The following is a 13,225-nucleotide window of genomic DNA, read 5'->3' on the forward strand; positions in this document are numbered from 1 at the left end:
TCATCCCGCTTTCAATCCTGAGCCGCAACAAAAACGCGCCATCATTGGCGCGTTTTTCTTTTCGGGCTATGAGAGTAAAGCCAAGAATGCTTCTCTATCAGATTCAGTGACACGAAACGTCGTCACCAATGTGGCGGAATCTTGTGGCGACAACGTCCCCATTTTCCCATGCCATTCTAGCTCGCAGTAGGGATAAGAAGAGGAGTTATAAACTTCCAATGCATGCCCATGCGCATAATCAGCAGCTTCGGAGAGCGTTTCAGAAATTGAAGTGAGTAATAAGCCCGTTGAGGTGTTTTTGATTGGGAGATAGGCCAGCGCCGTCGAAGAATCCGGATGCATACCCACTTTGAATTCATTGTCATCATGGCAACGCACGATATTTTGCTTCCCGACCGTTTGGAGGTTGTTAGCCGAGTCGCCAAAATCAGTTTTGATTTTCGATGCTTCATTAAGCGCAAAAGCAATTTCTGCGTTACGCTGTAACATCATAACCGACCAGCATCCCACGTTTACCACTTGGGCGCCTTCATTGGTGATCTGATGATGTATTTCCCATTGCCCAGGAACGTCCTCAGACAACGACACCGTTCTTGAAATCACTAGCCCATCACGATTTTTAAGGCTCGTCATTTTTACTGAATAGGGGTTGAGCCATTCAAGGTGATACGCCGCCGAATCGAGCACGGGATCAGGCCCTTTATCTTGCCAATAGCGTTCCGGTGCAAGCCACGTTTTTTCGCCGCCCCACAAAGGGAAAGGCACATGTTTCGCGCGTGTTGGAAAAGCGTCTAACTCCCCTGTTGATGCATCTGCGTCAATACCCATGAGATCTGGGTTGGTAAACAACAACGAATGGCCTTTGTAGACAACGTCCATCAAACGCCCGCCGATGCCGGGCACCAAAATCAACGATAAATCACCACGTGTCAGCGCGGTCTCTTTCCAAGTATTTCCCACAGTCAAACCTTTGTATCCCTAAATGCCAGTCACGCTGGCTTAGTTTCTAAGTCTTATCGTTATTTTTAAGCGAGGCGATCATACGCATTCAATATATTTCGCAGTGGCTATTTTCTTAGAATCAAAGAGAAAAGTGATGTGTTGACGTTTGCATCAGGCCAATGCAAGACATCCTTGTCATCCCGTTTGGTAGATGAAGACACTTTGTCGTGGTTAAGTAGGATTAACTGCAGGAAAACACCCAATTTCACTGACCGTGCTGCATATTAATACACATTTACAATCAATTATTTAGCGCCATTCTCGGGATTGATACGCGGCACAACATTGCGTAAACCCCTGACATATTGAATGCTTAAGCTAGTCGTTAAGTAATGGAAAATGTCTTTTGCAGGTTGTTTGCCACTTATGTGACCACGTATCAAATGTGCCCGAACTTGAAGAAAATCAAGTTGCGGTTTGCCGTGTCTGTGGTGGACATGTTGTGGAAGGGGCAAAACATGATGACGAGAAAGTGATTGCCTTCGCCACGACGGCCAGCATCCTCTTACTTTGCTCACTTCTGTTTGAATTGATCTCGTTCTCTCGCCAGGGTCTCGTCCAATCTATGGGCTTGATGGACGTGTCGCTTGTCATGGTGAAACATCAATACGAGCCGCTGGGCGCACTAATGGCGGCCACCATTACTTTGCTGCCCGCCACATTGCTGTTATTTGCGTTTTTCTTACACACGCCGCTCAGAAAGCTGTTGCCGAGAGCCCTGCAAATATTAATGACCAAGGCCATTTTCTTTTGCAAAGATTGGAGCATGCCGGAGATTTTTCTGGTCGCCGTGCTAGTCAGTTTAGTGAAAATCACGTCGTTAGCAGACATTGGGATGGGGCTGTCGTTCTGGGCATACATAGGGTTTGTCGTGTTCTTCTTGCTGACCATGCTCAAGATCAATCGGCAAAATTTATGGGACAGCATTTCCCATCATTCTGAATACCCGCAATACCCCGTTAACGGACGCGCTATTGATGCGGGTATTGGTGGGTGTCATACCTGCGATTTAATCACCAAAGAATCTGAATGCCCGCGTTGTCACAGTGCTGTTCACACCAGAAATCCGCAAAGCGTGCAAAAGACGTTGGCGTGGTTGGCGACCGCATTTCTGTTGTATATCCCTGCGAATATCGCACCGATATTGATCACCGTGTTTCTTAACTCGCCAGAACCCTCAACCATCATCGGCGGCGTGGCCGTTCTTATTGAACACGGGTCTTACCCCATCGCCATGGTGATATTCGTCGCGAGCGTAATGCTCCCTCTCGCAAAAATGGCGGCGTTTGCGCTTTTCTGTTGGGTTGCCACCAAGCAAGTCAATATCTGCCGTTTGTCATTTACTCAGCTCTACGTGATCGCCGAATTTTTAGGGAAATGGTCGATGATTGATGTGTATGTCGTCGCCGTTTTAGCCGCCTTGGTACAGCTTTCCGGCATGATGGAAATCTTGCCTGGCATGGGCGCAGTGTACTTTTCGCTCATGGTGATTGCATCCATGATTGCTGCACACAGTTTCGACCCTAAGCTGCTGTGGGATTTAGAACAAAAACAAGCCGATAAGGAATAACATGGCAGAGGCAGATAACGCCGTCATCACGCAACGCAAAGGCATATCCAAGATTTGGATCGTGCCGCTCGTTGCGTTGGTGCTGGGCATTTGGATGGTCTACACCTACCTCGACGACAAAGGCGCTATGATCACCATTGTGATGCCAAATGCTGAAGGGATTAGCCCCGGAAAAACGCAAATCAAAACACGCAGTGTGCCCATTGGCCTGATCACAGAGATCCATCTGACTGATGATCGTCTCAAAGTCGAAGTCACTGCGGAAATTGAAAAACGCTACAACGATCTACTGACTGAAGACGCACAGATTTGGGCCGTTCAACCGCGCATCGATCAATCAGGCATCAGTGGATTGGGCACCCTACTTTCCGGTATTTACTTTGAATTCCGCCCAGGGAACGCAGAAGAAAGCAGTGATGAATTCACCGTGCTCCCAGAGCCCCCCTTGGTGTCTATGAACCTAAAAGGCAAGCGCTACGGGTTAGTGAGTTCAAACGCCGATGCGATGTCTGTGGGTTCTCCGGTCTACTTCAAAGGGTACAACGTCGGCACCATTGAAACTGCTGCGTTTGATTGGCAAGAACAAGTGATGAACTATCAAGTTTTCATCCAAGACCCTTACCATAACCTCATCACAGAAAAGACGCTGTTCTGGGTCGAAACGGGTTTAGAGATGGACTTGTCTGCAGACGGGTTAAGCGTGAGAGCAGGCCCATTAACAAAATTTGTCGATGGCGGTATTACCTTTGGCGTGCCTGATCGCGAAGATCCGGGCGCGATTGCGGAGGAAAACAGTCAATTCGTATTGAGTAAAAGCTACAGCGAAAGTTTGGAAGAACGCTACCCAGACTTCCAATATTATGTGGTCATGTTTGAGAATTCTATACGTGGTTTACGCGCCGGTGCGCCAGTTGAATACCGTGGTGTCCGTATAGGAACCGTGGTAGAAGTGCCCCTTAACGAAGGCAAAGATGGCATCCCGGTGCTGGTGACAGAAAGTAACACTGACATTCCGGTATTAATTAAAGTCGAGTTTGCTCGCCTTAACAAAAACGTGGCGCTTGCTGAGAATTTTTGGCGCAAAAACATCAACTCTTGGCTTGAAAAAGGTCTTCGCGCGTCCATGGAAACCGGGAGCTTTGTCACCGGGGCACTGTTCGTCAACGTGGACTTTTATCAGCGCGATGAAAAGCCCTATGCGACGACATTCGGCGGTTACAGCGTGATCCCAAGTACGGCAGACGGCTTTACGCAACTCACCGACCAAATGTCTGGCTTCCTCGATAAGCTCAATGCCTTAGAGATCGAGAAAACCCTCGCGCGTATCGACGAGACCTTGGCCTCTTTCTCTTCACTTGCTGGCTCGACCGAGAAAATCGTCAGCAATGCCAACATCGAGAGTGTGCCAAAAGAAATCACCGCCAGCTTGGAAGAGTTACAAACCACGTTGGAGAGCTATCAAAAGGGATCGCCGCTGTATAACGACATCCAGAACGCGATTCAATCCATGGAAGTGCTGATGAAGCAAATTCAGCCGTTGGCGGAAGAACTCAGCGAACATCCAAACATACTGATTTTTGATAAACCTGATGAAGACGATGTGCAACCCAAAGCCCGAGGGAATGAATAATGACCATGAAACTTACCCTCACAGGATTTGGACTCGCTGCCGCTTTCGCGTTGTTAAGTGGCTGCTCAACACAGACTGAGCGCAAAGTGTCTTACTACCAGTTCGACATTGTGGCGGAAGATAAGGTGGTGACCACGCCCGCATCGAAACCTCAGCTCATCATTGAACACGTCGACATGTATTCAGGGCTTAACGAACCCGGCATGGTGCAGCGTTTAGACAGCTATCGAGCACGCGCTGCGACTTGGCACCAGTGGGCGATTTTGCCCTCCGACATGCTGGAATCGGCCACTGCGAATTTATTGTCGCAGCAACTACCAGATTGGTTAGTACTGATAGAAAAAGACGGTGATATCCCGCAATCTGAATCCGCAGAAAAAGCCAGTTATGCCGTGCGTATTTTTGTCGAACGATTTAATGGTGGATTGAACGGCGATGCTGAAGTGGTCGGTAGTTGGTCGCTTTACGATGCAGATCAACAGTTGGTAATAAAGAACACCTTCAATAAGTCTGTCGCACTCGAGCAAGATGGATATGTGGGGTTAACTCAGGCATTACAAAGCGCTTGGGTTGATGTGAACGAAGACATTGCTCGCTATTTGCTAAACAAACAATGAGCCTATCTCCCACTGACTTCGCACCTGACTCCCATCATTAAATCACGCGCCATGGTTGACGCTTTTTTTATCGTTAAACAACTGGTTACTCATTGTCGTTATACATTTTGATCTTCACTCTTATTGAGTGACGAACATCAAAAATATAACGATTGCTTCACCCCTGAATGACTGACTTAAGACACTGATATAAAAACATAATGCATATAATTTAATGTGATGATAAGCATGTATTTAATATCAGATTTTCATCACCTCTCAATGCAACGCAAATTCAATACCACACTCTCAGTTTTGAGTCACATTTCCCCCGTACTTCATGGTTCCATAGCGTCTTACTGACTGAATACAGCACTGGATCGATTCATTAACAATGATATACGCTGAAAACCAGACACTTAAACGAGAGTCACTTTCAAATGTTAATTACTTTTAGACGATTCCTTCATAGCGAAGAGGGTGTGACAGCCATCGAATACGCCATCATTGGTGTCGCGATGTCTTTCATTGTCTTATCTGGATTTATTGATGGAAGTCCGCTGCCTGAGGCTCTAGAAAATGCCTTCATTGCCATTAAGGACAACATTGTTGCGGCGAATGTAACATAGCGTCAGTCCGCGTTAGCTTCGTTCGAAAGCCACTTCAGCCTACCAGCACTACCAGTTAACAAAAAAACGCGCCATGAACGGCGCGTTTTTGTCTGTGTTGAATACGTGACGATATCTCGTATTTTAATTTACCGCGGCGTCACGCCCATCTGATCGAAACAAAATGCATACACGTCAGCGGTTAAATCCATCACCTTGTGCGTCGGCATACCTGCACCATGACCTGCATTAACATCAATGCGAATCAACACTGGGTTTTCACCGCTGTGCTTAGCTTGAAGCTCGGCAATGAATTTGTAGGAGTGCGCGGGAACAACACGATCATCATGATCGGCGGTCGTCACTAAAGTGGAAGGATAGCTCACGCCTGCTTTAACATTGTGCACTGGCGAGTAGCCGAGCAAATAATTGAACATCGCTTCACTTTGTACAGACGTCCCGAAGTCATACGCCCAGCCTTCGCCAGAAGTGAATGTGTGGTAGCGCAGCATATCTAGCACGCCCACCGCAGGTAATACGACACGGAATAGCTCCGGTCGTTGAGTCATACACGCGCCCACCAGCAAGCCACCGTTTGAACCTCCACGAATAGCGAGTTTTTCTGACGACGTGTATTTTTGATCAATCAGGTATTCCGCTGCGGCGATGAAGTCGTCAAACACATTTTGCTTTTGCTGCTGTGTGCCCGCGTCATGCCATGCTTTTCCATATTCACCGCCACCACGCAAATTCGCGACGGCATAAATACCGCCCATTTCAATCCACGAAGCAACATTGGGATTGAATGCCGGCTCTAAGCTGATGTTGAAGCCGCCGTAGCCATACAAAATAGTGGGGTGGCTTCCATCAAGCGTGATCCCCTTGCGATAACAGATCATCATCGGGACTCTTGTACCGTCTTTCGAAGTATAAAATACTTGTTTAGATTCAAGCTGAGTACTGTCTATTACACATGCGCTGCGGCGATATAACTCAGCTTCTCCCGTCGTTGGGTCGAAACGGTAGGTATCACTCGCTGTGGTGTAATTGGTAAAGGTGTAATACAACGTTTTGTCTGTTGCGCGCCCACTAAAGCCAGATGCACTGCCAACACCTGGCAAAGCAATATCACGCACAAAGGTGCCATCTAACTGGTATTGTTTTACCTGTGTTTGTACATCGACCAGATAGCTAACGAACAGGTATCCTGCGCCTGTGCCAATGCTCAGTTCGTCACCCGTTTCAGCAATCAGATCTTGCCAGTGCTCTTGTTGTGGCGCACTCGCATCAACCTTAACAACGCGTCCCATCGGTGCATTTAGGTTGGTGTAAATCAGCAATGCGCCATTGTGGTGCTCAATCACATCGCTATCTGCACTGTCGTCTTCGGTCAAACAAATCAACGCCGATGAGGGATCTTGCAAATCCTTCACATAAAGCATATTGCCAGACGTCGCGCTGGCACCACTGATCACAAGGAAGCGATCATCTTCAGTTGTGTAACCGCCTATATAGCGATATTTCGGGTCCCCCTCTCCACCGAACACCAGTTCGTCTTCGGATTGCGAGGTGCCTAAAGCATGAAAGTAGAGTTTATGATGCTCGGTACGGGCAGACAGCTCACTGCCTTCGGGCTTATCGTAGGTTGAATAATAGAAACCTTCGCTGCCTAGCCATTCAATACCCGAGAACTTCACGTTCTCTATGTTATCGGACAGCAACTCGCCTGACGTAGCATCCATCACGAAAATCGTGCGCCAATCACTTCCACCCTCTGAGGTGGAATAGGCAATTTTCGTATCGTCACCGGAAAAACGAAGTTGATCTAACGATGTGGTGCCTTCTTCGCTCCAAGTATTCGGATCGAGGAACACAGTGGCATCTTCCGCCGTGCCTTGGGTGCGATACACCAAGGCTTGATTTTGCAGACCATCGTTGCGATAGAAATACGTGAAATCACCGCGAGTAAACGGAGCAGACTCTTTGACGTAGTTGTTGGCCGTTTCCAATCGATCACGGATGGCATCGCGAAAAGGAAGCGAACGCAAATAACCAAAAGTGACGGTGTTTTGCGCATCCACCCACTCTGCCGTATCTTCACTTAGATCGTCTTCTAGCCATTGATAGGGATCGGGAATATCCACTGAGAAATAGGAATCGACCGTGTCATCTTGACGCGTTTTCGGATAGTGAAACATAGCTTACTCCTTGCAGTGCTGATGGTTTCATCATAACGAAAGCGCCTAAGCACTGCGCAGGTTTGTCGAATAAAAAACGTGACAAATTGTTGATAATAAATAAAACGCGTGGTTTTCGAGAGCCATAATCAGCAGCAGAAATGAGGAAAGGCCCCTTCATAACATCTCGAACATATTGTGAAGGGGACGCGTCGTTTACTTGAATTTTTTCCCCGCTCGAGCTTGGTCTTGAATCGTGTTCACCATCTTGCTAAATGCACGATCTTTTGCCCGTTTTTGTGCCAGCGTTGCGCTGTTATGAGCCTCTTCTCGCAGCAGTTTGTGGAAGTTATCCAACCTTCTGGCTGAAAGGTCGCCATTTTCCAAAGCTTCTAACACCGCGCAGCCTGGTTCACTTTGATGCTGGCAATCTTGAAATCGACATTGGCTTGCTAGCGACTCAATCTCCGCGAACGTGAGCTTAATGCCTTCCTTTGCATCACTGAGTTGAAGCTCGCGCATTCCAGGGGTATCCATCAACAAACCGCCCTCAGGAAGCCATTTAATGGCGCGATACGTCGTGGTGTGTCGCCCTTTGCTGTCTTGTTCGCGAATTTCCCCTGTATCCATTTGCTCGCTGCCAAGCAATCCATTCACTAATGTGGATTTCCCAACGCCCGATGACCCCATAAAGGCAACGGTTCTCCCTCGTCGACAGTAGCTTTTCAATGCATCCAGCTCATCAGACGCAAGCGCGTTGACACAGTAGACACTCAACAGCGAATCCAGACTTTGCACTTGTTGGCGAAGATCATCTGCATCTGCACAGAGATCTGCTTTCGTCAGCACGATCACTGGCTCAACATTCGTTTCCTTTGCCAGTGCCAAGTAACGCTCAATTCGATTGAGGCTAAAATCGTCGTTGAGTGAGCTAACAACAAATACGGTATCGATGTTGGCTGCAATAAGCTGACGAGCCCGAGCACTCCCTACTGCTTTGCGCTGAAATAGGGATTGCCTTTCAAGTACGCGGAGCAGTCGCTCATCATTAAACACCACCCAATCCCCGACACAAATTCCATCGATGTTAGGAGTGAGATTGAGCCGCAAGGCGTCTTCACCGGCCAAAACAACCACTTCAGTTTTATGGTGTTCAATCACGCGCCCAAGCGAACAATGCTCAAGCTCTTCCAGCGTCAGTTGTTGCTGGAAGAAAGGTCGCATACCTAAATCGATTAATGTTGGAGTTTGCATAAAACCTTCTTACCAATAATCTGGGTTGTTGAGCGCAGCAGAACAGCGAGGTTTGCCACTGATAGGCTCAATGTTGTCACGCTGCAATGGCTGAGCAATCCAGCCCTCTGGATAGGACAATGTCAGCGGTGCTTGGATCTGGGTTTCACAGATAGGGGCAAAACCGACTTTAGAATAAAAGTTAATGTCGCCATAAGTCACGACAACGGCGACACCTTGCGCTTTGAGCGCGGCTAAACCAACGTTAATTAACGTCTGACCAATGCCCTGACCATGGCAGTCAGTCGCCACGGCCACAGGTGATAGCAAAAAGACATCTTCACCCTTTGGGAAATGCATACGCGACAAAATAATACTGCCAACAATACGTGTTTCATCAGTCGCGACAAACACATGTAAATCGTCTTCTTTAGATGGCGAGGACACAAAATCGGAAACGAGCTTTGCGATCATGTCCCCTTCTTCTTTGCCTTCGGAATTGGCAAACGTTTGTCGAAATAGCGTGATAATTTCTTCGTTTTGCAGAGGCGTTGCTAGTAAGTAATTCATTAGGTCTTTCATGCTCTTAACTTCAGCGTAAAGTATTGATACGTAAATTCATTGGCGGCACTTTTCTCATAGATAGCAATTTCATTGCCGATATCGATAAGCGCTTGAGATGCAGCCATGGTTGACGCGAGTTCGTCGATTCGACATTGAAGTGGCCGCCAGTAGTTTTGCCACGCCTCTCGCCCTAAAGAGAATTGCCCTACGATGTCATATCCCATCGCATCAAATTGTCTAAGCCTTGTCGCTATGGTTTGCATATCTGGGTATTCGGATTGCCAAAACTGTTTGGACGCTTCGTCTGGCGAATCGGTGAGCCAAACCAGATCACTCACCATAAGAATGCCATTGTCTTTAAGCAGCGGTTTCCATTGTGCCAGTGCGTTTTCCATTCCCATGATATAGACGCAACCTTCCGCCCAAATTGCGTCGAAACTGCTTGCTGCGAACGGCAGTGACGTCATGGATGCGCACGTCAGGGAAACCTTTTCTCCGATTGCTGTCTGCGACAATCGGCGCTTCAAATGCTCAATTGCTATCGGTTCGTTGTCAATGGCGGTAATATGTGCGTCACAGTGCTCAGCCAGTAACAAAGTAGACGAACCCTTTCCACAGCCAATTTCCAATATATTCTTCGCACTTTTCGGCAGGAATGAGACCGCATTCAACGTGTCTTTCTGACTCCCCGGCCCCCACCGTTCTAGCGGTGCAAATACTTCCATGAAGTCTTTCATGTAAGCATCATGTTCATTCATGTCTTTTGATAACCATTTCAATCGCAGCGCTTCTTTCTCACTGTACCCTTGCGTGCTCAACCAGTTTAAGTGTTCGAGCGGGGCGCTTTGGCTTAATTGGTTGTGCAAATCTCTCTGAGAGCGCTCACCAAGTAGTCCCAATAACAATTGACGCGCTTGCGTTTTCTTCTCAATGTCTTGTTCCAATTGATGTAATCGCTCAACCAGAGTTTGCTTGTCCAACTTTACATCAAGGCAGCTTTGACACTCTTTTAAGGTTAATCCTGCACTTTGGAGTTGTTGAATAAGCACCAAGCGTTGCATGTCTCGCTCACTGTAGCGACGGTACCCATTACTTAGCTTTTGGCCATTGAGCAGCCCAAGTTTTTCGTAATAGAGTAAGGTTGTGCGCGACACGCCCACTTTTGCGGCCAACTCTGAAATCAGATACATGTTGAAACAAGCCTATATGTTTTCGATGGGACAGATTATGAACTATAAAGCGGTAAACAGGTCAAGATGATTTGAGAGCAAAGAGCGATGGAAGACAACGACAATAACCAATAGGATAGTGACTCCTGTGCTCGCAAAGAGGCTTTATGAACTACGAAGAATTTAATCAATTTTGCGGCTCGTTACCGGCGACTACGCATGTTGTGCAGTGGGGAAACGCGCATGTCTGGAAAGTGGGCGGTAAAGTCTTTGCTATTGGGGGCTGGAGCAAAGACAAACTGCCTGCGTTCACGTTCAAAACATCAGAGCGAAACTTCTATTTCTTACGCGAATGCGAAGGCTACATACCTGCGCCTTACTTTGCGAACCGCGGAATGAAATGGATTCAGCAAACCGATAGTACACCTGAGATGGACGACGATTTACATTATTACCTTACGGAGTCCCACCGTTTGGTTTCGCTTGGGCTCACAAAAGCTAAGCAAAAGGAACTGGGGCTGAATCAGGAAGCCAGCTAACAGGGACTTACACAAAGTTAGTTACCGTCTCCAGAGCCTCTGGCATTTTGCTTCGGGAAGATCCCAGTATCACAATCCAAGGTCTCGCATGCCGCCTTCCGCACGTCATTATTGAGTTGTTTATTGGGTATACATTCTTAACATCTTGATTTATCGCAATTGGTAACTCTCTTCGCTAATTAATTTCCTATATTTGAAAATAAATGTCCCCGTTTGGTCACCCTCGAACGTTGTCTATACGAGACCAAATCTCACAACAACAATTCATAATATGGAGAGACGAAGATGAAAGAGTTTATGTTTATCTACCAAGGCGGTGACCCAGATTGGATGAAAAACACATCCACCGAAGACATGGCGGCAGTGATGAAATGCTGGGAAGATTGGATGACCAAACTGCAAGAAGCAGAGCAACTCGTTACTGGCGGCTCGCCGCTGCATTTCGAAGGCAAGCGCGTGACGACCGATATGGTGGTCACCGATATTGCTGCGGCTGAGTTTAAAGAATTGGTAAGCGGCTATTCAATTGTTCGTGCTGCCAGCTTAGAAGACGCAGCTGAGCTTGGAAAATCCTGTCCGATATTCCAATCTCCTGGCGTGTCATTGGAAATTCGCCCTGTCGTGAAGATGGGTTAATAAGCCGTTCGTTGGTATCAAACTATTCACGAACTAAGAGGCGTTCAATCTGAGCGAGCATAAGCTGCTGTTCTTGTTGAGTGCCTCCTCTTCGTTTTGCTTCTTCCGCAAACTGATAAGCCTCTGCGCTATTACCAGACTTGGCATGAATGTGCGCCAGAATGGCAAAGGGTAAATGAGAGTGTTCCATGCCATGCTTTGCTTGAATGGCGGCAACCCGCTGAAGAGCTCGCTGTTCGTCGCCTTGGTAAGCGATCGCGATGGCCTGATTAAGTTTGGCGATAGGCGATGCTGACACATCAATCAACCTTGAATAGTAGGCCTCGACCTTCTGCCAGTTGGTCAATTCAAACGTCTTGGCAATACAGTGTTCTTGCGCAATCAAGGCTTCGCAACAAAATCGTCCTGTATCACTCAGCGTCTCATGCATATTTAACGTCGCAAGCGCCACATATTGTTGTCCCATGCCGACCCTGTTTGGATCCCATAGCCCACGATCTTGCAGGTCCAAGGGAATTGGATTGCCGTCTGCATCCGTTCTCGCTTCCAAACGCGCCATGTGAAAATGCATCAGCGCATACAAGGCAAGTGTTTCACGATTTGCGATATGTGGTGTTTCCACCAACACACCTACCAACGCCATGGCTTCTCGGCAGAAATCGATATCAATCGCTTTCTTACCATCTGAACAATACACCCCTTCGTTAAACAATAAATACAACGACACATGAACCGTATCTAGTGCCTGCTCAATATGCTCTGGTGAAGGTTGATTGAAGGCATACAGTTTGAGTTGATTGCGCGTTCGGTGAAGGCGTTTCTTGATGGTTTCTTCCGGCACCAACAAAGCGCGAGAAATCGCATTGAGGCTAAAACCACAAAGGAGTTTTAATATGACGGGCAGTTGATTTTCTGGCTTCATGTTTGGGTGACAACACCAGAAAATCATTCTGAGAGTGTCATCTTTTATCGCCTCTTCACTGAACTCTCGCTCCACTGTACGAGCCAAAGTCCACTCACTTTCAAGGAAGTGAGTGAGATCGTCAGCAAAGCGGTGTTTGTTTTTGTTGGCGCGAATGACATCAATGGCATGATTCTTTGCGGTTTGCATCAACCAGCCGCCTGGATTTTTTGGCTCGCCATGTTCCTTCCAATGCTTCAACGCCTTGCTAAAGGCCTCCTGCACCGTATCTTCGGCAAGCTCAATATTTTCGACACCAAAAATACGCGTCAACGCCGCCAATACCTTGGCCGATTCAGCGCGATACAGCTGATCAATTCGGTCTAACAACTCTGGCATCACCATTCCTTGTCTATCTACACAATAGGTATAGCGCATGACAAGGCTCAAAGCCGTTGAGGATTAACCACTTATCATGATTATTCATCTTGGCTCTTGTTTGATACAGAAATTGCCGTTTCGGAAAAATGCTAAATGGGAGATACCTTCCAACATGAAATGTGAGGCACCATTTTTCATTTTATCAGCGCGTTGCTTTGA

Annotated in this window: 12 protein-coding genes; 6 read left to right on the forward strand and 6 right to left on the reverse strand. The window is 47.4% G+C overall.

Annotated elements, in window-relative coordinates; translation table 11 throughout:
- Window positions 1-66: 66 nt before the first annotated feature.
- On the reverse strand, window positions 67-960 hold the full coding sequence (locus Q365_RS0100300; protein ID WP_028021457.1) for a hypothetical protein: 894 nt from the start codon (window positions 958-960) through the stop codon (window positions 67-69).
- A gap of 388 nt (window positions 961-1,348) precedes the next feature.
- Between Q365_RS0100300 and Q365_RS0100305 the strand changes: the two genes are divergently transcribed.
- From Q365_RS0100305 to Q365_RS0100320, 4 genes are all read left to right on the forward strand, one after another.
- Complete coding sequence (locus Q365_RS0100305) at window positions 1,349-2,572, forward strand: PqiA/YebS family transporter subunit (RefSeq protein WP_028021458.1); 1,224 nt, start codon at window positions 1,349-1,351, stop codon at window positions 2,570-2,572.
- Between the two features lies 1 nt (window position 2,573).
- Complete coding sequence (pqiB, locus tag Q365_RS0100310) at window positions 2,574-4,202, forward strand: intermembrane transport protein PqiB (RefSeq protein ID WP_028021459.1); 1,629 nt, start codon at window positions 2,574-2,576, stop codon at window positions 4,200-4,202.
- Entirely contained in the window at window positions 4,202-4,819 is a 618-nt protein-coding gene (locus Q365_RS0100315) for a PqiC family protein (protein ID WP_028021460.1), read from the forward strand. The genes pqiB and Q365_RS0100315 overlap by 1 nt, the downstream gene beginning before the upstream one ends.
- 419 nt (window positions 4,820-5,238) lie before the next feature.
- A complete protein-coding gene (locus Q365_RS0100320; protein ID WP_028021461.1) occupies window positions 5,239-5,427 on the forward strand; it encodes a Flp family type IVb pilin in 189 nt (62 codons plus the stop codon).
- Between the two features lie 128 nt (window positions 5,428-5,555).
- On the opposite strand, the gene Q365_RS0100325 is transcribed toward Q365_RS0100320, so the two are convergent.
- The 4 genes from Q365_RS0100325 to Q365_RS0100340 all read right to left on the reverse strand — a co-directional run bounded on the left by Q365_RS0100325 (window position 5,556) and on the right by Q365_RS0100340 (window position 10,570).
- Window positions 5,556-7,604, reverse strand: a complete 2,049-nt coding sequence (locus tag Q365_RS0100325; RefSeq protein ID WP_028021462.1) for a prolyl oligopeptidase family serine peptidase — start codon at window positions 7,602-7,604, stop codon at window positions 5,556-5,558.
- A gap of 195 nt (window positions 7,605-7,799) precedes the next feature.
- Window positions 7,800-8,837: a ribosome small subunit-dependent GTPase A gene (rsgA, locus tag Q365_RS0100330; RefSeq protein WP_028021463.1), complete on the reverse strand. Its 1,038-nt coding sequence runs from the start codon at window positions 8,835-8,837 to the stop codon at window positions 7,800-7,802.
- Window positions 8,838-8,846: 9 nt separating this feature from the next.
- Window positions 8,847-9,386 carry a GNAT family N-acetyltransferase gene (locus tag Q365_RS0100335; protein WP_028021464.1) on the reverse strand — a complete coding sequence of 180 codons (540 nt, stop codon included), beginning with the start codon at window positions 9,384-9,386 and terminating at the stop codon, window positions 8,847-8,849.
- 8 nt (window positions 9,387-9,394) lie between these two features.
- Window positions 9,395-10,570: a MerR family transcriptional regulator gene (locus tag Q365_RS0100340; RefSeq protein ID WP_028021465.1), complete on the reverse strand. Its 1,176-nt coding sequence runs from the start codon at window positions 10,568-10,570 to the stop codon at window positions 9,395-9,397.
- Between the two features lie 146 nt (window positions 10,571-10,716).
- On the opposite strand from Q365_RS0100340, the gene Q365_RS0100345 reads away from it, so the two are divergent.
- A complete protein-coding gene (locus tag Q365_RS0100345) occupies window positions 10,717-11,088 on the forward strand; it encodes an MmcQ/YjbR family DNA-binding protein (protein WP_028021466.1) in 372 nt (123 codons plus the stop codon).
- Between the two features lie 285 nt (window positions 11,089-11,373).
- Window positions 11,374-11,724 (forward strand): YciI family protein, encoded by a 351-nt coding sequence (locus Q365_RS0100350; RefSeq protein WP_028021467.1) that lies wholly within the window; start codon window positions 11,374-11,376, stop codon window positions 11,722-11,724.
- 22 nt (window positions 11,725-11,746) lie between these two features.
- Here Q365_RS0100350 and Q365_RS0100355 read toward each other — a convergent pair whose 3' ends face one another.
- Window positions 11,747-13,024: an RNA polymerase sigma factor gene (locus Q365_RS0100355; protein ID WP_035024202.1), complete on the reverse strand. Its 1,278-nt coding sequence runs from the start codon at window positions 13,022-13,024 to the stop codon at window positions 11,747-11,749.
- Window positions 13,025-13,225: the final 201 nt, after the last annotated feature.

Origin of the sequence: Enterovibrio calviensis DSM 14347 (assembly GCF_000621165.1) — a bacterium.
Lineage (GTDB): Bacteria > Pseudomonadota > Gammaproteobacteria > Enterobacterales > Vibrionaceae > Enterovibrio > Enterovibrio calviensis.